We start from the raw sequence: 21,464 nt of genomic DNA, 5'->3' as shown, positions 1-21,464 counted from the left end.
CCCCGGTGCGTCCTGCTCGCTGGGACAACCGGTCCGCATGACGGACAGGCTGGAGATCTTGGTATGGCGAGGCCCCTCTGGGGGCCGTTTCGTGCCAAGATCGCGAGCCGCGCGAGCCGCGCGAGCCGCGCGAGCCGCGCGAGCCGCGCGAGCCGCGCGAGCCGCGCGAGCCGCGCGAGCCAGCGTAGGGCGGGATGTTGGGAGGTAGGGTCGGGGAGGCGTATCGAGGCATTGCCATGGAAGCGCTCCCATGCAAGAATCGCTGCACGCGGTTCGGGGAGCCACACCGCGAGCTGAGGCGTCGAGGGCAACCGGTCTCACCGGGCGACGTCGGGCTCCCATCGGCCGGTCCTGCGGACCGGTCGGCACCACCACCACCTCACGCCCGTCCGGGTCGGGCGTCCCCCGAAGAAACCCGTGGCGCGCACGGCCGTTCCCGCAGGACGACCGCCGCCGCCATTCCGCCGGGCCGTACGCGGATCCGGTCTCGCCCAAGGAGATCAGTGGCATGAATCTGTGGAGAAGGCTGTCCGGCCGGAGCCGGACGCTCGCGCTCACCGGCGCCGGCGTCCTCGTGGCCGGCGGGCTGGTGACCCTCCCGGTCACCGCGGCTCAGGCCGCGACCCAGTGCAGCGTGGACTACACCACCAGCGACTGGCCCGGTGGCTTCACCGCCACCGTCGTCATCAAGAACCTCGGTGACCCGGTCAGTTCGTGGAACCTCGGCTTCACCTTCCCGAACAGCTCGCAGCGCGTCCAGCAGGGCTGGTCGGCGAAGTGGTCGCAGACCGGCCAGAACGTGACCGCGCAGAACGAGTCCTACAACGGCTCGCTGGCCACCGGCGCCAGCACCAGCATCGGGTTCAACGGCGCGTGGAGCGGCAGCAACCCGAAGCCGACCCAGTTCACCCTGAACGGCACGGTCTGCAACGGCGGCACGCCGCCCACCACGACCCCGCCGACGACCACCCCGCCGACGACGACGCCGCCCACCACGACGCCGCCAACCACCACCCCGCCCACCACGACCCCGCCGACCACGACCCCGCCGGGGCAGAAGGTCGACAACCCGTACGCCGGGGTGAAGGGGTACGTGAACCCGGAGTGGAAGGCCAAGGCCGAGTCGGTGGCCGGTGGCAACCGGGTGTCGAACAACCCGACCGCGGTCTGGCTGGACCGGATCGCCGCCATCAACGGCACCACCGACAGCAGCTCCAACGGTGCGATGGGCGTGCGTGACCACCTGGACGCCGCGCTCGCCCAGGGCGCCGGCTACATCCAGTTCGTCATCTACAACCTGCCCGGCCGGGACTGCGCCGCGCTGGCCTCCAACGGCGAGCTGGGCCCGGACGAACTGCCCCGCTACAAGTCCGAGTACATCGACCCGATCGCCGCGATCCAGAGCGACGCGAAGTACAAGAACCTGCGCATCGTCAACATCATCGAGATCGACTCGCTGCCCAACCTGGTGACCAACACCTCGGGCAACCCGGGCGGCACCGCGATGTGCGACACGGTCAAGGCCAACGGCGCCTACGTCAATGGCGTGGGTTACGCCCTGGCCAAGCTCGGCGCGATCGGCAACGTCTACAACTACATCGACGCCGCCCACCACGGCTGGATCGGCTGGGACAGCAACTTCGGCCCGGTCGCCGACCAGCTCAAGGCCGCCGCCGTCGCGTCCGGCAGCACGGTGCGCAACGTGACGGGCTTCATCGTCAACACGGCCAACTACTCCGCGCTCAAGGAGCCGTACGTCAAGATCACCGACTCGGTGAACGGCCAGACCGTGCGGCAGTCCAAGTGGATCGACTGGAACCAGTACGTCGACGAGCTGTCCTTCGCCCAGGCGTTCCGGCAGAAGCTGGTCTCGGTGGGCTTCGACAGCAACATCGGCATGCTGATCGACACCTCCCGCAACGGCTGGGGCGGCACCGCCCGGCCCACCGGGCCGGGCCCGCTGACCAGCGTGGACGCGTACGTCAACGGTGGTCGGGTCGACCGCCGCATCCACCTCGGCAACTGGTGCAACCAGGCCGGCGCGGGTCTCGGCGAGCGGCCGAAGGCCAACCCGGAGCCCGGCATCGACGCCTACGTGTGGGTGAAGCCCCCGGGTGAGTCGGACGGCTCCAGCAAGGAGATCCCGAACAACGAGGGCAAGGGCTTCGACCGGATGTGCGACCCGACGTACACCGGCAACGCCCGCAACGGGAACAACCTCTCCGGCGCCCTGCCGGACGCGCCGATCTCCGGCGCGTGGTTCCCGGCCCAGTTCGCGCAGCTGATGCAGAACGCCTACCCGGCGCTCTGAGTCACCGCCGGACCACCCGCGGCGGCGGGAGTGAGGCACCGCCGCGCGGGTTCCCCGGGCCCCTGGTCGACGCCCACGTCGGCCAGGGGCCCCCGGCCGTCCGGGGTCAGGGGACCGTACGCTCGATCGCCGCCCGGCCCAGCTCGGCCAGGTCGTGGCGGGCCCGCTCCAGGTTCTCCGGGGTCATGTCCTGACCCCGGGCCCGCACCAGGTCCTCCGGTTCCCACGGCTGCTCCGCGCCGGTGCGGATGTTGTCCCCGCCGGCGCCCGTGCCGGTGCCGGTCGCACCGGTGCCGGCCGCGTAGGGGTCGCCGATGAGGTCCGGCGCGCCGGTGTCGGCCACCGCGCCGTCCGGCTCGGTGAAGGTCGGGTTGTCCGGGTCGGTGCCGCCGGCACGCAGCTGCGGCACCGTGCTGTCGTCGTCCACCGCCGCCGCCACCTCGGGGGTCTCCTCCAGCGGCCGTTCGCCACCGCGGTCACGATCGGTCATGCTGCTGCCCTCCTGTCCCACTGCGTGATCCCCGGCGTACCCGGTGCGGGCCCGGCCATGCCGACCGGGCCCGACAGCCCGCCGGATCAGGAGTCGTCCGGCCCGGGCTCCGGCGCCTCGGTCGGGCTCAGCCGCTGCCACAGCAGCATGAGCAGCCCGAAGACCAGCATCACCGCGCCGGCCCACAGGTTGATCCGGACGCCCTGCGCCTTGTCGATCTCGGCCGAGGAGTCGAAGAGTCCCATCAGCCCGACGATCAGGCCGTACACGACGAACAGCCCGCCGATCACCCGGCGGATGTCGAACAGCCGGGCCGCCGCCGAACGCGCCTCCCGGGCGTCCTCGGTCTCGTCGACCAGCGGGTCGTGGGCCTCGCCGCCCTGGTAGTGGCGGTCCTCGTTGTCTGCCATGGCGTGGGTCCCTTCCTCAGAAGACCGGGATGTAGAAGAGGGCGGCCAGGATCACGGCGACGACGCCGAGCAGCACCGGCGAGCGGTACCAGGCCGCGTCGCCGGCCAGCGAGTCGTCGGCCAGCGTGGTGTCGCTGCGGCCGTACACCAGCCCGGTCAGCTCGCTGTCGGTCTTCGGCCGGGTCAGCGGCGTGACGATCGCGGCCACCACCGCGACGGTCACGAAGGCCAGGCCCGCGCCCCAGAAGCTCTCCTCCAGGTCCGAGTTGAAGCTGATCACGCCGGTCTTGTAGAGCACGTAGGTGGCGATCGCCACCACCGTGCCGGACAGCAGCGACCAGAAGCCGGCCAGCGCGCTCATCCGCCGCCAGAACATGCCGATGATGAACGTGCCGAAGAGCGGGGCGTTGAAGACCGAGAAGAGCGCCTGGATGTAGTTCATGATGTTGCTGAAGCCGGCCGCGATGAACGCGGTGCCGATGCCGACCACCACGGCCACGACCGTGGCGATCCGGCCCACCCGCACGTAGTACCCGTCCGGCCGGTCCGGCCGGAAGTACGCCTGCCAGATGTCGTACGTGAAGACGGTGTTGAAGCCGCTGACGTTGGCCGCCATGCCGGCCATGAACGAGGCCACCAGGCCGGTGACCGCGATGCCGAGCACGCCGTTGGGCAGCAGGTCGCGCATGAGCAGCGGGATGGCGTTGTTGTAGACCAGGTCACCCTGGTCGGCGCCGAGCCCCTTGACCGTGATCAGGGCGATCAGGCCGGGGATCACGGTGACCACCGGAATCAGCAGCTTCGGGTACGCCGCGATGATCGGGGTCCGCCGGGCGGCGCTCATGTTGCGTGCCGACAGCGCGCGCTGCACCTCCGCGAAGTTGGTGGTCCAGTAGCCGAAGGAGAGCACGAAACCGAGGCCGAAGACGATGCCCAGCCAGTGCGCGCCGAGCGGGTTGTCGGTGCTGCCGGTGCCCTGCCAGGCGTGCAGGCCGGCCTCGCCGAGCCGGGACTCCCGTACCGCGTCCATCAGCCCGTTCACGCCGCCGACCTTGACCAGGCCGATCACCGTGATCGGCACCAGACCGGCGATGATCACGAAGAACTGGAGCACCTCGTTGTAGATCGCGCCGGAGAGGCCGCCGACGGTGATGTACGCCAGCACGATCGCCGCGCCGACCACGATCGCGACCCAGAGCGGCCAACCCAGCAGCGCCTGCATGATCAGCGCCAACGCGTAGAGGTTCACGCCCGCGATCAGCACCTGGGCGACCGCGAAGCTGATCGCGTTGAGCAGGTGGGTCGGGCGGTTGAAGCGCAGCCGCAGGTACTCCGGGACGCTGCGGACCTTCGAGCCGTAGTAGAAGGGCATCATCACGATGCCGAGGAAGACCATCGCCGGCACGGCGCCGATCCAGTAGTAGTGGACCGTCATGATGCCGTACTGGGCGCCGTTGGCGGCCATGCCGATGATCTCCAGCGCGCCCAGGTTCGCCGAGACGAACGCCAGGCCGGTGACCCAGGCGGGCAACGACCGCCCGGACAGGAAGAAGTCCACGCTGGTCTTGATGGCGCGGCGGGCGGCGAAGCCGACCCCCAGCACCGTGACGAAGTAGAGCGCCAGGATCAGGTAGTCCAGGGCGTTCATGTTCAACCGTAGGCCGCTACCCATGCCCGTTGCTCCCCTCGTGTGGGTGCGTGCTGCGCCGGCAGGTACCCCGATTGCGAAATTTCATGCCTCCTGCGTGGTCCGTCGGGCACGACGGAGCCCCGGCCGTCGGCGGCCGGGGCTCCGGGGCAGGCCAGGGCCTCAGCGGCCCAGCACGCGGTCCAGGAAGTCGCGGTAGCCGCGCACGGCCACCCGGAGCTGCTCGGTGTCGGTCGAGCCGGACTCCTGCCAGGCGCCGAGCCGGGTGCGCTGCTCCCGCAACGCCGTGGCCAGCGCCTCGATCGCCTCCTCGACCAGTGACTCGGCCTCGCCGACCGCGGCGCGCGGGTCGTCCACGAAGCGCAGCTGGACGTCGCGCCAGCGGTCCCGGAAGCCCTGCGCGGCCTCCGGGGCGAACAGCGTCGCCGCGTCCGCCGGCACCGCGCCCGGCGTGGGCCGGTCCGCGCCGGCCAGCGCCGTGCCCGAGCCGGCCGCGCCGACCGCCGCCGCGCCCGCCGCCGCCGTGGCGGTGTCCGGGTCGACGGTGTGGTGCCGGCCGCCGTCCGCGTCCGCGGGCACCGGCTCGCTGTCCGGATCGACCAGACCGGGCTCGGCGCTGCCGTACCCGACCGCGCCGTCCGCCGGCGCGTCGTCCCGGACCACCCCGTCGGTGGACCTGTCGTCGCGGACCGCGTCGGCGCCCGGGCCGGCGTCGGAGTGCTCCGCCTCCCAGCGGTCCCGGTCGTGCAGTCGGTCGCCGGCGGTCGGGTCGGCCCGCTCGTCGTCCAGCGGCTCGGTGCGGCCCGGCGCGCCGTCACCCGGGACGGCGGTGTCCTCGTCGCGCGCGTCCCGCTCGTCCTGCGGCCGGCCGCTCGCCAACGCCGACGCGGCCACCGCGTCGCCCACCGTGGCCGCCCCGAACGTGGTCGGCAGCGGCGCCGGCTCGTGGAACTCCGGCCGGCCGTCGGCGTCGCGTGTGTCGTCCGCGTCGTCCGTCCGGTCGGCCGCGTCCCGCAGTTCGCCGGCGTCGTACCCGCGGGTCTCGTCGAGGTCCGCGTCCCGTCGGTCGGTCACGGCCGGGTCGTCGAAGGTGCCCCGGTCGTCCAGCGCGTCCTCGGGCACCTCGGCCCGGTCCGCGCGATCGGCCTCCGGCCGGTCGGCGTCGGTGTGGTCACCCGGCGGGGGGACCGGCACCGGCGCGGACCGTACGGCCTCGGGGTGGTCCTGTGTGACCTGCTGCTCTTCCTGGCGCATGGCGGCGGCCTCCTCAGCGGCTCGTGGCGTCGTGCTCGTGGTCGGGGTGGCGCTGCTCCGGCGGCTGCTGGCCGACCGGGTCCTCGCCGAGCAGGTCGGCGAAGAGGGCCCGGTAGTGCACCAGCGCCTGCCGGAGGTCCTCGGTGCCGGCCTCGCCGCGCTCGTTGCGCTGCCGGATCTCGTGGGCGTCGCGGTAGTGGGTCAGGGTGCGGGCGTGCTCGACGGAGAGATGGGCGATCTGGTCCGAGAAGTCCCCGGTGGGGTATCCGCGCTCGGCGATCAGGCGGCCGACCAGTTCGTCGGCGTCGCCGACGGTCTCCGCCGGCGAGTCGACGAAGCGCACCTGGAGGTCCTCCCAGGCGGCGGCGTACCGGGCCCGGGACTCCGGGCTCAGCGGGGTCAGCTCCAGCTCGGCGTGCCGGCGCTCGCGCTCGCGCAGCTCACGCTCGGCGGCGCCCCGGCTGTCCTGCTCGGCGACGGCCCGGTCGTACTCCGGGCCGAAGCGCTGCTTGAGGGCCCGCCGGCGGCTGGCGACCACGGCGAGCGCGACCAGCGCGGCGATGACGGCGACGACGATGACTATGACGACTACCTGGGTGGGCGACATGGCTCCTCCTTCGCCCGCAGGTATTCCCTCCTGCGGGTGATCGCCAATCCCGTTCCGGAGCACTTTCCGCCGCGGTCCGCGAGAGCCGGCGGTTCGGCGACGCCCTAACGGCCCGCGACCGGAGTCCATCGGTGTCCGGCGTGACCGTTCCGGACCGTAGTGAGCGGCGAGACGGCCGGTAGTGCATCCGTCCGGGATTACGTATCCTGCCCAAGGCGTCCGGGTCGGGGCCCGGCGTCGTGGCCGGCGATCTGGCGGCCGCTGCCGGCGCCACCCAGCGACACCTTCCCGGGCGAGGTCTGATTGAACACCCGCGACTGGCCGATCCGCGCCAAGCTGACCGCGCTGGTCATCGGCCCGGTGACCGGGCTGCTGGCGCTGTGGATCTTCGCCACCACGCTCACCTTCGGCCCCGCCCTCGACCTGCTCGCCGCGCGTACCCTCCTCTACGACCTCGGCCGCCCGGGCGAGACCGTGGTCGCCGAGCTGCAACGGGAACGGCGGCTCTCGGTGGTCCAGCTGGCCGGTGACGCCGCCCTGCCGGAGCTGGGCGAGCAGCGGGCCCGCACCGACCGGGCGGTGGCCGAGCTGCGCCGCCGGATCGACGGCGAGGACCTGCGCGACGCGGCCGACGACCAGCTCGACGCCCGGCTCGACCAGCTGGGCTCGGCGCTGGAGGCGCTGCCCGCGGGGCGGGCCTTCATCGACGACCGGAAGGTGGACCGGGCCGGCGCGGTCGGCCTCTACAGCGGGATGGTCGGTTCCGCCTTCCAGGCGTTCTCCGCCATGGCCGCGCTGCCCGACGTGCAGCTCAACCGGGAGGCGTCGGCGCTCACCGCGCTGGGCCGCTCCCGCGAGCTGCTGGGCCAGGCCGACGCGCTGCTCGCCGGCGCGGTCACGGCCGGCCGGTACGCCGAGGGCGAGCACGAGCAGCTCGTACGCACCGTCGAGAACCAGCGCTTCCTGGCCGAGAACGCGGTCGCCGACCTGCCGCCCGACGAGCGCGCCGGCTACCAGCGGCTGACCGAGGGCCCGGGCTTCCTCCGGCTGCGCGCCCTGCAGGACACCCTGATCCGCTCCACCGAGCTGCCCGCCCGGTTCGACGTCCGGGCCTGGGAGAGCAGCCACACCGAGGTCTGGCAGGGACTGCGGGACTTCGAGCTGCGCGGCGCGGACAGCCTGGCCGAACGGTCGGTGCCGATGGCCGTGCGCATCCTGGTCCAGCTCGCCGCCGCCGGGGTGCTGGGCCTGGTGGCCGTCGTGGTCTGCGTCCTGGTGGTGCTGCGGGTCGGCCGGTCGCTGGCGCACCGGCTGACCGGCGTGCGGAGCGCCGCGACCGACATGGCCGAGCGGCGGCTGCCCGACGTGGTCGCCCGACTGCGCCGGGGCGAGGAGGTCGACGTCGACCGGGAGGCCCCCGAACTCGACCACGGCGGCGACGAGATCGGCCAGGTGGCGCGCGCCTTCAACGAGGTGCGGCGGACCGCGGTGCGGGCCGCCGTGGACGAGGTCACCCTGCGCCGCGGGTTCAACGAGGTCATCCTCAACCTGGCCCGCCGCAGCCAGGGCCTGGTGCACCGGCAGTTGGCGCTGCTGGACCGGCTGGAGCGCCGCACCGAGGACCCGGACGAGCTGGCCGGGCTGTTCCAGGTCGACCACCTGGCCACCCGGCTGCGCCGGCACGCCGAGGACCTGGTCATCCTCGCCGGCGCCGCGCCCGGGCGCGGCTGGCGCCGCCCGGTCGCCGCGGTGGACGTGATGCGCGGGGCGATCTCCGAGGTCGAGGCGTACGACCGGGTCGACGTGGGCGAGGTGCAGTCCGCCGGGGTCCTCGGCCGGGCCGTCGGTGACGTGATCCACCTGCTCGCCGAGCTGATCGAGAACGCCACCGCGTTCTCCCCGCCGGGCACCCGGGTGGACGTCACCGGCCGGACCGTCCCGGGCGGTTACGCCATCGAGATCACCGACCGGGGCCTGGGCATGTCACCACCGGCACTGGCGGCGGCCAACCGCAAGCTGGCCGCGCCACCGGAGTTCGACCCGGCCGACAGCGCCCGGCTGGGCCTGTTCGTGGTGGCCCGGCTGGCCGCCCGGCACGGGGTCCGGGTGGAGCTGCGACCGGCCGGGCCGGCCGGCACGACCGCCTCGGTGCTCGTCCCCTCCGACCTGATCACCGAGGAGCCGCCGGTCGGCGCGGAGGCCACGCCGGCCGGGCCGGAGCGGCGGCGGATGGCGAAGGTGACCCGGCTGACCACGGTGCCGCGGGGGCGGCCGGGCCGGCCGAACCGGGACCGCTCCGAGCCGACCGTGGTGCCGTTGCCGACGGCTCGCGCGTCGACCGTGGAACCGCCGGCCGACGGTGACGGGCTGCCCCGCCGGGTGCGTCGGCGCGGGCCGACGGCGCGTCCCCGGGCGGCCGTCGCCGACGTGCCGGCCCACCGGACGCCGGAGGAGGCCCGCCGGGCCATGTCCGCGTTGCAGGCGGGCACCGCCCGGGGGCGTCGGGACGGCTCCCGCGCCACCGGCGGCCCGTCCGCCGCCCGGCTGCGGGACGCGTCCGCCGCCGAGCCGGCCGAGACCGGTACGCCGTCCACCGCGCCGGCGCCGGCGACGGAGCCCTCTTCGCCGGCGCCGGACCATCGAACCGCGACTGAGAGGGACGCCTAGTGGTGCACACGACGCGGCAGAACGCCGATCTCGACTGGCTGCTCGACGACCTGGTGGAACGGGTCCCCGCCGCCCGCCAGGCGGTGGTCCTCTCCGCGGACGGGCTGCTGCTCGGCGCCTCCGCCGACCAGGACCGCGCCGACGCGGAGCACCTCTGCGCGCTGGCGTCCGGCTTCTCCGGCCTGGCCAAGGGTGCCACCCGGCACCTGGGCGGCGGCGCGGTCCGCCAGACGGTGGTGGAGATGGAGTCGGCGTACCTGTTCGTCACGGCCGCCGGGCAGGGCGCCTGCCTCGCCGTGGCCAGCGACGCCGACGCCGACATCGGCCTGGTGGCGTACGAGATGGCGATGCTGGTGATCCGCGTCGGGGAGAATCTGGCCGCACCGGCCCGGGCCGTGGGGGAGCCGAGCGATGCGCGCTGAGTCCCCGGGCCCCCAGCACGAGTGGCTGGACGCCGACGCGGGCCCGGTGGTCCGCCCGTACACGCTCACCGGTGGGCGGGTGCGCCCCCCGGTCGACGGCTTCGACCTGCTGGCCTTCGTGCTGACCACGCCGGCGGCCGAGTCCGCCGGCGCGCCCGGTCTCCAGCCGGAGCACCGCCGCCTGGTCGAGCTGGCCCGGCGGCCGAAGGCCGTCGCCGACCTCGCCGCCGACCTGGACCTCGCCGTCGGCGTGGTCCGGGTGCTGCTCGGCGACCTCCTCGCCCACGGGTTCGTCGCGGTGCACCGTCCCCCGGCCACCGCGTACCTGCCCGACGACAACATCCTCAAGGCGGTGGTCAGTGGACTCCGTGCGCTTTGACCGGGAGCCGGCCGCGTCGCGGTTGCCGCTGGCCCTGAAGATCCTCATCGCCGGCGGCTTCGGCGCCGGCAAGACGACGCTGGTCAGCGCGTTGAGCGAGGTGCGGCCGCTGCAGACCGAGGAGGTGCTGACCGGGGCGGGTCTCGGCACCGACGACGTCTCCGGGGTGGAGCAGAAGTCCACCACCACCGTGGCCATGGACTTCGGCCGGATCACCATCAACGACGACCTCCAGGTCTATCTGTTCGGCACCCCGGGCCAGGACCGGTTCTGGTTCCTCTGGGACGAGCTGGCCTTCGGGGCGTTGGGCGCGGTGGTGCTCGCCGACACCCGCCGGCTGGCCGACTGCTTTCCCTCGATCGACTACTTCGAGCAGCGGGGCGTCCCCTTCGTGGTGGGGGTGAACTGCTTCGAGGGCTCCCGGCGGTTCGGGCTGGAGGCGGTGCGGGACGCCCTGGACCTCGATCCGGACGTTCCGCTGGTGCTCTGCGACGCCCGGGACCGGCAGTCCGGCAAGCTGGTGCTGATCTCGCTGGTCGAGCACGTCGCGCGGCAGCGCGGCGAGCCGGTGCCGGTGGGCTGAGCGCCGCCCCGTCCTGGATCCGGTCGGCGAATCACGAGTGACCGGGCGGTTCTCCGGGAAGCCTCTGGTGGGATCGCGGCAGGATCGGCGGAAGGTGGGAGCGGTGACCGGCACGGGCGAGGTCGTCCACATCGGCGGCTACACGGCGGAGGCGGGGGGACGGGCGGAGGGGATCGTCGCGGCGCGGCGGGACCCGGCGACCGGGGCGCTGACCCCGCTCGGCACGGCGGCGGTCACCCCGTCGCCGTCGTTCCTCGTCCGGCATCCGGCGCTTCCGGTGCTCTACGCGGTCAACGAGTTGTCCGAGGGGCGGCTGAGCGCCTTCCGGGTGGCGCCGGACGGCGACCTCGCGCCGCTGGGCGTTCTCCCGACCGGCGGTGGCGAGCCGTGCCACCTCGCGGTGGCGCCGGACGGCCGGCACGTGTTCGTGGCCAACTACGGCGGCGGCAGTGTGGCGGTGTTCCCGGTGGACGCCGAGGGCGTGCCGGGGGAGCGCACCGACCTGGTCCGGCACGAGGGGCACGGCGCCGACCCGGAGCGGCAGGAGAAGGCCCACTGCCACATGGTCTCGCCCGACCCGGGGGACGGGCCCCTGCTCGCCGTCGACCTGGGCACCGACTCGGTCTACCGGTACGACCTCGACGTCGCCTCCGGGCGGCTGGTGCCCCGGGCGCCCCGGTTGCGGACGCCGGCCGGCACCGGTCCCCGGCACCTGGCCCGGCACCCGGACGGCCGGCGGGCCTGGCTGGTCGGTGAGCTGGACGCCACGGTGACCGCGTACGACCTGACGGCGGAGGGGTTGCACCAGCGGGTCCGGGTCGACGCCAGCGGCCGGACCGGGCACGTGCAGCCCTCGGAGGTGGCCGTCGGAGCGGACGGCCGGTTCCTCTACGTGGGCAACCGCGGCGTGGGCACGGTCTCCGTCTTCGCGCTGGACGGCGCCGCGCCGGAGCTGGTGGCCGAGGTCGACACCGGCGGTGGGTGGCCCCGGCACTTCGCGCTGGCCGGGGAGCACCTCTACGTCGCCGACGAGCGGGCCGACCTGATCGGCGTCTTCCGGGTGGACCCGGGCAGCGGTGTGCCGGAGCGGGTCGGTGAGCCGGTGCCGGTGGCGAGTCCGACGTGCGTTCTGGTGTGACGGAACGGTGACGGACAGCACTGTCCGGAGTGGACCGGGATCACCTGGGATCACTGGTTCGTGACTCAGCGTATCGATTAGGTGATCAACTGTTTCTCCTGCGTAACTTTCGTCCGAACGGTTGTGGCAGTAACCCCACGAGATACGCAAGATGGTCACCGTGTCTGGCCGCCATCGCATGCGTACTAACCTTCGTGGGGCAGGTGCCGCCGCGGCGGCGACCGCCCTCGTCGCCGTCGTAGCCGGCTCCTGGTTCGGATACCAGCAGCTGGCCGGCCCGAACTGCTCGGGTCGGATCGAGCTGTCGGTGTCGGCCGCCCCGGAGATCGCCCCGGCGGTGCGCGGCGCCGCCGACGACTGGGTCGCCAACGGCGCCCGGGTCGGTGACACCTGCATCGCCGTCGCCGTCACCTCGGCCGAGCCGGTAGACGTGGCCGCCGCCGTGGCGAGCAAGCACGGCGCCACCCTGGCCGGCGTCGGGCAGGCCAGTGGCACCGCGGTGACGCCCGACGTCTGGGTGCCCGACTCCTCCACCTGGCTGGTCCGGCTCAAGGCCGGCGGGGCCAGCGCCTTCGCCCCGGGCAACGGCGCCTCGATCGCGCGCAGCCCGGTGGTGGTCGCGCTGCCCGAGCCGGTGGCCTCGCGGATCGGCTGGCCGGACAAGGACCTCCGCTGGTCCGACCTGCTCAAGCAGGTGACGGCCAGCAAGCCGCTGCGGGCCGGGATCGTCGAGCCGACGCAGGACGCGGCCGGCCTGTCCGGTCTGCTGTCGCTGACCGCCGCGGCCAGCTCCACCGGTGAGGCCGGTTCCCCGCAGGCCCAGGAGGCCATGGTCGGGGCGCTGCGGGCGCTGGCCACCAACCGGTCCTCGCTGCGGCAGGACCTCCTCGCGCGGTTCCCGCGCTCGTCCGACCCCACGGCCATCGCCAACGGGCTGGGCGCGGCGGCGCTGTCCGAGGAGGACGTGATCGCCTACAACAACACCAAGCCGCCGCTCAAGCTGGCCGCGCTCTACCTCGACCCGCCGCCGATCTCGCTGGACTACCCGTTCGCGGTGCTGCCGGGGATCGAGCCGAGCAAGGCGTCGGCCGCGCGGGTGCTCTACGAGGCGCTGCGCTCCGGTGACTTCAAGGACCGGCTCGCCGCCCAGTCGCTGCGCGCGCCGGACGGCAACTGGGGTCGCGGTTTCCAGGCGCCGACGGGCGCGCCGAGCCCGGCCAACGGTGGGGAGAAGCAGGTTCCGCCGTCCGGTCAGGGCGGCGCGGCCGAGCTGGACCCGGTCGCCATCGCGACGGCCACCACCACCTGGTCGGTGGCCACCCAGTCCGGCCGGATGCTCTGCGTCATCGACGTCTCCGGCTCGATGAAGGAGCCGGTGGCCACGGCGAACGGCGCCAGCCGGGAACAGGTCACGGTGGCGGCCGCGAGCCAGGGCCTGGGGCTGTTCGACGACTCCTGGTCGATCGGCCTGTGGACGTTCTCCACCAACCTGCAGGGCTCGCAGGACTGGAACGAGCTGGTCGGGATCGGCCCGCTGTCGGGCAACCGGGGCTCGCTGCAGCGCGGTCTGGCCTCGATCCGGCCGTCGAAGGGCAACACCGGCCTGTACGACACCATGCTCGCGGCCTACCAGAAGGTCCAGCAGGACTGGGAGCCCGGCAAGGTCAACTCGATCGTGCTCTTCACCGACGGTCAGAACGACGACGACAACGGCATCTCGCAGAAGGCGCTGCTCGACAAGCTGAAGAAGCTGCGGGACGACGAGCAGCCGGTCCAGGTGATCATCATCGGCATCGGCACCGAGGTGAACCGCAAGGAGCTGAAGTCGATCACGGACGTCACCGGCGGCGGCGCATTCGTGACCACCGACCCGAGCAAGATCGGTGAGATCTTCCTGCAGGCGATCGCGTTGCGGCCGCCCGCTCCGCGCTGACCCGACACTCAGCGATAGCCTTCCGCCGTACCGGATTTCCGGTACGGCGGAAGGCTTCCCGGGTCAAGCACGGGAAAGTGAACTGACGGTAATGCGTCCGAATCAATCGGTAACCATAATTGTCTTGGCATGATGACCGGGTGCCCCGACCGCAGGCTCCCTCCGGAGCCGGGCGGGGGCGGGGCGGTCCTGAGCAGAGTGGGGAGGACCCGTGACCTCGGCGACGCTGTTGACCCCCGCCAGGACGTCGCGACCCGGTGGTGACCGCCCCGGTGCGACGACGCGAGCCGCGGAGCGGGCCTACATCCGGGTCCTGGTGGTGCTCGACACCGCCGTGCTCGCCGTGGCCATCCTGGTGGGTTACCTGGCCCGGTTCGGTGACGAGCAGCCGACCGGATCCGAGATCCCCTACGTGGTGGTCGCCCCGGTGCTCCTGCTGGTCTGGCTGGTCTCGCTCAAGGCCATGCGCTGCTACGACGACCAGGTGCTCGGCTACGGCGCGGACGAGTACCGACGGGTCAGCGCGGCGAGCCTGCGGCTCGCCGGCGGCATCGCCATCGCCGGCTACATCGCCGACGTCGGGGTCTCCCGCGGCTTCCTGGCCATCTCCTTCGCGGTCGGCACGCTCGGGCTGGAGGCGGCCCGGTTCGCGGCCCGCAAACGGCTGCACAAGGCCCGCTACCGGGGCGGCGGCTGGTCGCGCAAGGTGCTCGTGGTCGGCGACACCGCGCACGTGCTGGAGTTGGTGCACACGCTGCGCCGGGAGCCGTACGCGGGCTACCAGGTGGTCGGCGCGTGCATCCCGGACGCCCTGCTCGCCCCGGTGCCGCAGCGGCTGGGTGACGTGCCGGTGGTCGGGTCGTTCCGGGGCATCCCGGAGGCGGCCACCGCGATCGGCGCGGACACCGTGGCGGTCACCGCCTCGGGCGAGCTGACCGCGACCCGACTGCGCCGTCTGGGCTGGCAGCTGGAGGGCACCGGGGTGGACCTGGTGGTGGCCCCGGCGCTGACCGACGTGGCCGGACCCCGCATCCACACCCGCCCGGTCGCCGGCCTCCCGCTGATCCACGTCGAGGCACCCGAGTTCCGCGGCGCCCGCAAGCTGGTCAAGGGCTTCGTCGACCGGTCGATCTCGCTGATCGCCCTGCTCCTGCTCTCGCCGCTGCTGGCGGTGATCGCGCTGGCCATCAAGATCGACAGTCGAGGCCCGGTGCTGTTCCGCCAGACCCGGGTCGGCCAGGGCGGCGAGGAGTTCGGCGTCTTCAAGTTCCGCACCATGGTGGTCAACGCCGACGCCCTGCTCGCCGAGCTGGCCGCCCGCAACGAGACCGACGGCCTGATGTTCAAGATGCGCGACGACCCCCGGGTCACCCGGATGGGCCGGCTGCTGCGCAAGTGGTCGCTGGACGAGCTGCCCCAGCTCGCCAACGTGCTGCTCGGTCAGATGAGCCTCGTCGGCCCGCGCCCGCCGCTGCCCTCCGAGGTGGCCCGCTACGACGGCGACGTTGCCCGCCGGCTGCTGGTCAAGCCCGGCATGACCGGCCTCTGGCAGGTCAGCGGCCGGTCCGACCTGAGCTGGGAGGACGGCATCCGGCTCGACCTCTACTACGTGGAGAACTGGTCGCTCGCCGCGGACCTGACCATTCTTTGGAAGACGTTCGGCGCTGTGCTCAACAGCCGCGGCGCCTACTGAGGCGGACCGTCAGGGCTGCGGGCCCAGCCAGTCCAGGCAGACCACCACCGCGTCGTCGACCAGGTCGCCGGCCACGAACGCGCGCAGGTCGCCGATCAGCGAGCGGACGGCGTCCAGCGCCTCCATCGGTCCGGTGCGGCGCAGGAACCGGTCCAGCGCCGCCTCGCCGTACCGGACCTGCTCGGCGGTCGCGTCGATCACCCCGTCGCTGACCACGAAGAGCCGGTCGCCGCGCTCCAGCTGGAACCGCTGCTCCCGGTAGTCGGTGGCCTCGAACATGCCGAGCGGGAACTGCTTGTCCAGCACCTGCTCGGCCACCACGCCGTCGCGCAGCCGGATCAGGCGGGGCGAGCCGGCGTCGACCGCGGTCAGCGCGCCGGTGGCCAGGTCCAGCTCCAGCAGGAGCACGGAGAGGTGCTGCGCGCCCCGATGCTGCGCGAAGATCGCCTGGTCGGCCAGGGCGGCCTGGTCGGCGAGGGAGATACCGGCCCGGCGGGCGTTGCGCAGAGCGTACGTGGCCAGCGAGGTGAGCAGCGCCGCCGCCACGCCCTCGCCGAAGCCGTTGAGCACCGCGAGCCAGAGCCGGTGGCCGTCGTCGGACCAGTCGAAACTGTCCCCGCGCACCGCGTACGCCGGCTCAAGCTGCCCGGCGAGGCTGAACGAGGGCCGGATCCGGCTGCGCCCGGGCAGCAGCTCCCACTGCATCTCGGCGGCCAGGGTGAGCCGTCGGCTGCGGCGGGCGCCCAGGTAGATGTCGGTGGTCGAGGTGACGGCGGCCAGCTCGTGCCCGACCACGGTGGCGATGGTGTCCAGCTCCCGCAGGGCGTCCGGGTCGTCGGGCGCAGGGGAGACCCGCAGCACGCCCCGGCGCTCACCCCGCATCCCCACCGGGAACCAGCCGGTCCCGTCGACGACCACCGGCTCCTGGTGGTCGAAGGCGCGCCAGGCCGGGTGACCGGGGCCGGTGATCGGCTCACCGCCGCCCAACGGCAGCAGTTCGGCGAGCCGGTAGTCGACCTGGTAGAGCTCGGTGCGGGTGACCCCGTACCGGCGGGCCAGCTCGGCGGCGAGCCGGTCCACGATGAGATCTGTCGGCGCATCCGTCACGATCTGACGCGCGCGAACCTCCGCTCCGCTCATCTTTGCTCCTTTGCACAGGTCGCCGGGCTGGTCCGGGGAGTAGTCTCGGGCCCACCATGACCGAAGAGCGCGGTCCCCGGGGACCTGAAGCGAGTATGTCCGCCGCCCTGGACGAGGCGGCGGGCACCCTGCTGGCCGTCTGGGAGGCGGCGCGGGAGCGCACCACCAGCCGGCTCTCCGGAGCCCAGCTCCGCGCGGTCATGGTCATCGAGCAGTATGACGGGATCAACCTCCGCCGGCTCGCCACCCTGACCGACATGCTGCTCTCCTCCGCCAGCCGACTCTGTGACCGGTTGGTGGCGGCCGGGATGCTGGAGCGCGAGCCGGGCCGCTACGACCGGCGGGAGATCTCGCTGCACCTCACCCCGGCGGCCCGACGGCTCCTCGCCGAGCTGCGCACCGACCGGCGGCACCGGCTGGCGCGGATCCTGGCCGGGATGAGCGTGGACGGCCGGGCGGCCCTGCTGCGCGGGATGCGCGAGTTCGACGAGGTCGGCCGGCGCGGTGAGGCCACCGTGGCCGAGGGCTGGCCGGTCCTGCAACCCTCCGGGGAGCGCATCGGGGACCCGTTGGCCGAGCCGACGCCGTCGGCGCCGGCCGTCGAACCCACCCCGCCCCACCCGGCCGGCGAACCGCACCCGCCCGGTGAACCCCCGGTGGCCCGCACCGCCTGACCCGGCCAGGCCGACCACCGGGACCCGCTCTCAGCCGGAGGCGACCGCGGCCCGGGCCGTGCGCAACCGCTCGACCACCCGGGGATGCTCGGTCAGAGCCCGTTCCAGGGCGGCGAGGACGTCGTCGAGCAGCCCTCGCCCGCCCCGGGCGGTGAGCGCCTCCCCCTGCCACCGGACGAAGTCCAGCAACAGCTCGTCGTCGTCCACCCGGACGGCCGCGACCAGCGCGTCCACCAGGTGCGCGAGGCCCGAGGCGACGTCCTCGGCGGTCTCCTCCGGCGGATCGACCACGCTCAGCGCGAGCCGGACCAGATCGCGCCTGCGGTGCAGCACCGCGACGTACGCGTCGTCCGGCGGGGGCGGCGGGGAGCCGGTGTGCGCGCCGGCCGACAGCGGCCCGGACAGCAGCCGGACCGCGTCCCGGGCGCTGGCGCCCCAGGCCGCCGCGCCGATCGTCGTCGCCCACCGACCCTGCGGACCGAAGCCGGGACCGCCGGCCAGCACCGGCACCCCGGCCGTCCGGCTGGCCTCCACCATCCGCGCCGCCCGGACCAGCCGGTTGGGCTGCACACAGCTCAGCAGCACCGCGTCCGGGCCGGTCTGGTGCAGGTAGGAGACCAGGTGCCGGGCCGGCACGCTGGCGCCCAGGAAGGTGACCCGCCACCCGGCCGCCCGGACCACCTCGCTGACGATCCGCGCGGCCAGCGCGTGCCACTCGCCCTCGACGCAGGCCACCACCACGTGCCCGCGGCGCGGCGGACCGACCGCCGCGCCCAGCGCGTCAACCACCAGTTCGCTGACGTGGGTCGCGGCGTGTTCCTGGGCGACGCTCCAGGAACCGGTGAGCCACCGCCGGCCGATCTCCCGCTGGGCGACCGCGACCAGGTCGACCAGGACGTCCGCGACCGAGCAGCCCTCGGCCAGCAGGCCCTGGGCGAGCGCCACCGCGCCGGCCCGGTCGGCCCGCTCCAAATGGTTGAGGTACGCGGCGAGCGACTCCGGCCCGATCCGGCAGGCCGCACTCACGCGGCGGCCACGGCCAGCATGGCGATGTCGTCGTGCGGCTGCCCGTCGAGCCACTCGTCGACGAGCTGGAGGACCCGGTCGACCAGGGCCGCAGGCGGCAGCCCGGCGCCGGAGGCCAACGCCTGGCGCAGCCGGGCCTCACCGAACATGGCCAGCTCGGTGGGGCCGCCCCGGGCCTCGGTCACCCCGTCGGTGTACGCCAGGAGCAGGTCGCCCGGGGCCAGCCGGATCTCCGCCTCGACGAACCGCGCGTCGGTCAGCGCCCCCACCGGCATGCCGCCGACGGGGACCGCCTCGATCCCGCCGCCGGCCCGGACGACCAACGGCGCCGGATGCCCGCCGCCGGCCACCCGCACCAGCAGCCCGCCGTCCGGCTCCCGGGTCAGCGTCCCCAGCAGGAGCGTGGTGAACTGGGCCCGGCGGGCCGCGCCCGGCGCGTCCAGCAGGGCCCGGTTGAGCAGCTCCATCAGCTCCCGGGGCCGCTGTTCGACCAGGCGCAGCGTCTGCAACGACTGGCGGACCCGGCCGGTCAGCACGGCCGCGCCGACGCCCTTGCCGCAGACGTCGCCGAGCGCGAACAGGCCACCCCCGGGGGTGGGGAAGAGATCGTAGAAGTCGCCGCCGATGCGCAGGCTGTCCCCGGCCGCCCGGTAACCGCCGGCCAGCGACGTCCCGGCCAGTCGGGGCAGCTCCGGCGGAAGCAGGCTGTTCTGCAGCACACGGGCCAGGTGGGCCTGCTCGCCGTAGAGTTCGGCGGCGGCCACCGCGGCGCCCGCTCGGGCGGCGAACTCCCGGGCCAGCGAGATCTCCCGCTGGTCGAAGCCGGGCCGCTCGGGGCGCCGGGCCAGGACGAGCGCGCCGGCCGGACCGCCGGCGCTGGGCATCGGGCTGATCAGCACGGTGCCCGGCCGTCCGAAGCCCGCCGGCAGCACCTCGGCCAGGTCGGCCAGCTCCGCGTCCAGCCAGGGGCTGGGCTCGGTGAGGTCGCCCTCCAGCGCCTCGACCAGCCCGGGGACCGACTCCACCGTCCGCCAGCCGGCCACGCCGGTGACCGGGCCGGGGTCGCCGGTCGCGTACCGGATCCAGTGCGGCTCGTCCTCGGCCGGGGGTGGCGGGCGGTGCACCACCACGGCGACGTCGGCCAGGTAGGGCACCGGCAGGTCGACGGCGGCGCGCAGCGTCTGGTCACGGTGCAGGGAGAGCCCGAGGCGGCTGCCGGCCTGGGCGAGGAAGGCGGTCCGGGAGCGCTCGGTGAGCAGCGCGTCGGTGCGCGCCCGCTCCTCGGTGACGTCCCGCACATACCAGGCGCGGCGTTCCCCGGCGAGCCCGCGTCGCACGCCCCGCAGCCGCCGGCCGTGGTGTTCGGTCTCGAACGAGTCGGCGCCGTCGCGGGTCGCCTCGGCCAGCCCGGGCACCGCGCAGCCGGCCAGGTCCACGCCCGGCGTCAGCTCGGGGAGGAGTTCCGCCGCCATGGCGTTGACCAGGGTCACCTCGCCGGCGGCGTCGACGGTCACGACGGCCTCGGCCAGCCCGTCCAGCAGTTCCCGGGCGAGCTGGTCGTCGCCCGGCAGCGCGGCGCCGACCCCGGCCACCCGCCGGGGTCGCTTCCTCCGGGCGTGTCCACCGCCGCTGACCGGCCCGGCGACACCGCCCCGGTGCGCGGCGGTCACCGCCGGTGGCCGGGCGCTTCGGTCGGTCGACCCGTGCGCATGCTGTCGGTGCACCCCTCACTCGCCGGACAGGTTGCCTGGCGGCAAGCGTACCGAGCGGGGGCCGGGAACGCCCGTCGAGGACGCCGCCGGTCAGCCGCTCCGGGCCAGCCAGCCCACCGGTCGGTCGACGATCCGGCGGACCACCGAGGTGGCTCCGCCGACCGCGGCGGACTGGGCGCCGAGCACCGCGGGTCGCACCGTGACCGGGGACCAGGCGGCGGTGAGCACCCGACGGGAGACCTCCGCCGCCACCGGGGGACGCAGCCAGGGGGAGAGCGGGGCGTATCCGCCCCCGAGCACCACGGTGTCCAGGTCCAGCAGGTTCACCACGCCCGCCACCGCCACCCCGAGGGCGGTGCCGGCGTCGGCCAGCGCGGCCAGCGTGGCCGCGTCACCGGCCCCGGCCAGGTCGGCGAGGCGGGTGGCGGCGGTGTCCGCCGGCAGTTCGGCGCCGGGCAGCCCGGCGGCGGCCAGGATCGCCTCCTGGCCGGCGTACCGCTCCAGGCAGCCCCGGCCACCGCAGCGGCAGGGCCGCCCCTGCGGCTGCACCGGGAAGTGACCGATCTCTCCGCTCCAGCCGCGCGCCCCCCGGTAGAGCGCCCCGTCCAGCACGATGCCGGCGCCGATGCCGATCTCACCGGTGACGTGCAGGAAGCTGCGCGGGCCGGCGGGGCCGGCGTACAGCTCGCCGAGCGCGGCGAGGTTGGCCTCGTTGTCGACCACCAGCGGCGGGACGCCGTCGACCGGCTCGGCGAGGGGCTGCCCGGCGAGCAGCGCCGGCACGTCCACGTCCCGCCAGCCCAGGTTCGGCGCCAGCCGGACCAGGCCGCCGTCGCCCACCAGGCCCGGCACGGCGAGCGCCGCGCCGGCCAGGGTCAACCCGTCGCGTACGGCGGCGGCACGCGCCTCGGCGGCCAGCGCGGCCAGCCGGGTGAGCGTGTCGGCGGGGGAGACCGGGCGCAGGTCGGCGCGGCGGACCAGGTGGTGCCGGACCGTGCCGGTCAGGTCGACCACGCAGGCCGCCAGGTAGTCGACGTTCACCTCCAGGCCCAGGCCGGCCGGGCCGTCGGCGGCGAGCACCAGGCCCCGGGCCGGCCGGCCCGCCCCGGTGCGCGGTGGTGGCTCGGCCTCGGCGACCAGCCGCCCGGCGATCAGGTCGTCGACGACGGCGGAGACGGTGGCCCGGGTCAGCCCGGTCCCGGCGGCGAGGCCGGCCCGCGAGGGCGGTCGGTCGGCGGCGGCGATCCGCCGGAGCACCACCGCGAGATTCAGCTCACGCAGGCTGCCCTGCCGGACCGCTCCGGCGGTGCTGGCGCTGGTCACCACTTGACACTGCCACATCCCCGCCATTTAATTCAACCGCTGAACAAATCGCGG

Annotated in this window: 18 protein-coding genes; 9 read left to right on the top strand and 9 right to left on the bottom strand. The window is 74.2% G+C overall.

What is annotated here, in order from left to right; all coding sequences use genetic code 11:
• Window positions 1-508 precede the first annotated feature (508 nt).
• The gene (locus O7600_RS12890) at window positions 509-2,311 is read left to right on the top strand and encodes a glycoside hydrolase family 6 protein (RefSeq protein ID WP_281593806.1); all 1,803 of its coding nucleotides are present in this window, start codon (window positions 509-511) and stop codon (window positions 2,309-2,311) included.
• 106 nt (window positions 2,312-2,417) lie between these two features.
• Here the strand turns inward: O7600_RS12890 and O7600_RS12885 are convergent, their stop codons facing one another.
• From O7600_RS12885 to O7600_RS12865, 5 genes are all read right to left on the bottom strand, one after another.
• The gene (locus O7600_RS12885) at window positions 2,418-2,801 is read right to left on the bottom strand and encodes a hypothetical protein (RefSeq protein ID WP_281593805.1); all 384 of its coding nucleotides are present in this window, start codon (window positions 2,799-2,801) and stop codon (window positions 2,418-2,420) included.
• Between the two features lie 86 nt (window positions 2,802-2,887).
• Complete coding sequence (locus O7600_RS12880) at window positions 2,888-3,211, bottom strand: hypothetical protein (RefSeq protein WP_281593804.1); 324 nt, start codon at window positions 3,209-3,211, stop codon at window positions 2,888-2,890.
• 16 nt (window positions 3,212-3,227) lie between these two features.
• A complete protein-coding gene (locus O7600_RS12875) occupies window positions 3,228-4,883 on the bottom strand; it encodes a sodium:solute symporter family protein (protein ID WP_281593803.1) in 1,656 nt (551 codons plus the stop codon).
• A gap of 138 nt (window positions 4,884-5,021) precedes the next feature.
• Window positions 5,022-6,053, bottom strand: coding sequence for a hypothetical protein (locus tag O7600_RS12870; protein WP_281593802.1), 1,032 nt, complete (start codon window positions 6,051-6,053; stop codon window positions 5,022-5,024).
• Between the two features lie 73 nt (window positions 6,054-6,126).
• Window positions 6,127-6,720, bottom strand: a complete 594-nt coding sequence (locus O7600_RS12865) for a hypothetical protein (protein ID WP_281593801.1) — start codon at window positions 6,718-6,720, stop codon at window positions 6,127-6,129.
• 303 nt (window positions 6,721-7,023) lie between these two features.
• On the opposite strand from O7600_RS12865, the gene O7600_RS12860 reads away from it, so the two are divergent.
• The 7 genes from O7600_RS12860 to O7600_RS12830 all read left to right on the top strand — a co-directional run bounded on the left by O7600_RS12860 (window position 7,024) and on the right by O7600_RS12830 (window position 15,535).
• On the top strand, window positions 7,024-9,387 hold the full coding sequence (locus O7600_RS12860; RefSeq protein WP_281593800.1) for a nitrate- and nitrite sensing domain-containing protein: 2,364 nt from the start codon (window positions 7,024-7,026) through the stop codon (window positions 9,385-9,387).
• On the top strand, window positions 9,387-9,809 hold the full coding sequence (locus tag O7600_RS12855) for a roadblock/LC7 domain-containing protein (RefSeq protein ID WP_281593799.1): 423 nt from the start codon (window positions 9,387-9,389) through the stop codon (window positions 9,807-9,809). The genes O7600_RS12860 and O7600_RS12855 overlap by 1 nt, the downstream gene beginning before the upstream one ends.
• Entirely contained in the window at window positions 9,799-10,188 is a 390-nt protein-coding gene (locus O7600_RS12850) for a DUF742 domain-containing protein (protein ID WP_281593798.1), read from the top strand. The genes O7600_RS12855 and O7600_RS12850 overlap by 11 nt, the downstream gene beginning before the upstream one ends.
• Window positions 10,169-10,771 carry an ATP/GTP-binding protein gene (locus O7600_RS12845; protein WP_091571424.1) on the top strand — a complete coding sequence of 201 codons (603 nt, stop codon included), beginning with the start codon at window positions 10,169-10,171 and terminating at the stop codon, window positions 10,769-10,771. Before O7600_RS12850 ends, O7600_RS12845 begins: the two co-directional genes overlap by 20 nt.
• Before the next feature lie 103 nt (window positions 10,772-10,874).
• Window positions 10,875-11,909: a lactonase family protein gene (locus O7600_RS12840; protein WP_281593797.1), complete on the top strand. Its 1,035-nt coding sequence runs from the start codon at window positions 10,875-10,877 to the stop codon at window positions 11,907-11,909.
• A gap of 178 nt (window positions 11,910-12,087) precedes the next feature.
• Window positions 12,088-13,842, top strand: a complete 1,755-nt coding sequence (locus O7600_RS12835) for a substrate-binding domain-containing protein (protein ID WP_281593796.1) — start codon at window positions 12,088-12,090, stop codon at window positions 13,840-13,842.
• A gap of 211 nt (window positions 13,843-14,053) precedes the next feature.
• Entirely contained in the window at window positions 14,054-15,535 is a 1,482-nt protein-coding gene (locus O7600_RS12830) for a sugar transferase (protein ID WP_281593795.1), read from the top strand.
• Window positions 15,536-15,544: 9 nt separating this feature from the next.
• On the opposite strand, the gene O7600_RS12825 is transcribed toward O7600_RS12830, so the two are convergent.
• Window positions 15,545-16,675, bottom strand: a complete 1,131-nt coding sequence (locus O7600_RS12825) for a PP2C family protein-serine/threonine phosphatase (RefSeq protein WP_281593794.1) — start codon at window positions 16,673-16,675, stop codon at window positions 15,545-15,547.
• Between the two features lie 95 nt (window positions 16,676-16,770).
• On the opposite strand from O7600_RS12825, the gene O7600_RS12820 reads away from it, so the two are divergent.
• A complete protein-coding gene (locus O7600_RS12820) occupies window positions 16,771-17,349 on the top strand; it encodes a MarR family transcriptional regulator (protein WP_281593793.1) in 579 nt (192 codons plus the stop codon).
• A gap of 30 nt (window positions 17,350-17,379) precedes the next feature.
• On the opposite strand, the gene O7600_RS12815 is transcribed toward O7600_RS12820, so the two are convergent.
• From O7600_RS12815 to O7600_RS12805, 3 genes are all read right to left on the bottom strand, one after another.
• Complete coding sequence (locus tag O7600_RS12815) at window positions 17,380-18,375, bottom strand: cobalamin-dependent protein (protein WP_281593792.1); 996 nt, start codon at window positions 18,373-18,375, stop codon at window positions 17,380-17,382.
• On the bottom strand, window positions 18,372-20,045 hold the full coding sequence (locus O7600_RS12810) for a PP2C family protein-serine/threonine phosphatase (RefSeq protein ID WP_281593791.1): 1,674 nt from the start codon (window positions 20,043-20,045) through the stop codon (window positions 18,372-18,374). The genes O7600_RS12815 and O7600_RS12810 overlap by 4 nt, the downstream gene beginning before the upstream one ends.
• 132 nt (window positions 20,046-20,177) lie before the next feature.
• Window positions 20,178-21,437, bottom strand: a complete 1,260-nt coding sequence (locus O7600_RS12805; protein WP_281593790.1) for an ROK family protein — start codon at window positions 21,435-21,437, stop codon at window positions 20,178-20,180.
• Window positions 21,438-21,464: the final 27 nt, after the last annotated feature.

Source organism: Micromonospora sp. WMMA1998, from assembly GCF_027497375.1.
Classification (GTDB): Bacteria; Actinomycetota; Actinomycetes; order Mycobacteriales; family Micromonosporaceae; genus Micromonospora; species Micromonospora sediminicola.
This window is presented reverse-complemented; position numbering and strand designations above follow the sequence as displayed.

Bases quoted from the DNA above. Each gene is read 5' to 3' on its own strand.
- O7600_RS12890 (WP_281593806.1), top strand. From the start codon at position 509: ATGAATCTGTGGAGAAGGCTGTCCGGCCGGAGCCGGACGCTCGCGCTC.
- O7600_RS12885 (WP_281593805.1), bottom strand. From the start codon at position 2,801: ATGACCGATCGTGACCGCGGTGGCGAACGGCCGCTGGAGGAGACCCCC.
- O7600_RS12880 (WP_281593804.1), bottom strand. From the start codon at position 3,211: ATGGCAGACAACGAGGACCGCCACTACCAGGGCGGCGAGGCCCACGAC.
- O7600_RS12875 (WP_281593803.1), bottom strand. From the start codon at position 4,883: ATGGGTAGCGGCCTACGGTTGAACATGAACGCCCTGGACTACCTGATC.
- O7600_RS12865 (WP_281593801.1), bottom strand. From the start codon at position 6,720: ATGTCGCCCACCCAGGTAGTCGTCATAGTCATCGTCGTCGCCGTCATC.
- O7600_RS12850 (WP_281593798.1), top strand. From the start codon at position 9,799: ATGCGCGCTGAGTCCCCGGGCCCCCAGCACGAGTGGCTGGACGCCGAC.
- O7600_RS12835 (WP_281593796.1), top strand. From the start codon at position 12,088: ATGCGTACTAACCTTCGTGGGGCAGGTGCCGCCGCGGCGGCGACCGCC.
- O7600_RS12825 (WP_281593794.1), bottom strand. From the start codon at position 16,675: ATGAGCGGAGCGGAGGTTCGCGCGCGTCAGATCGTGACGGATGCGCCG.
- O7600_RS12820 (WP_281593793.1), top strand. From the start codon at position 16,771: ATGTCCGCCGCCCTGGACGAGGCGGCGGGCACCCTGCTGGCCGTCTGG.
- O7600_RS12805 (WP_281593790.1), bottom strand. From the start codon at position 21,437: ATGGCGGGGATGTGGCAGTGTCAAGTGGTGACCAGCGCCAGCACCGCC.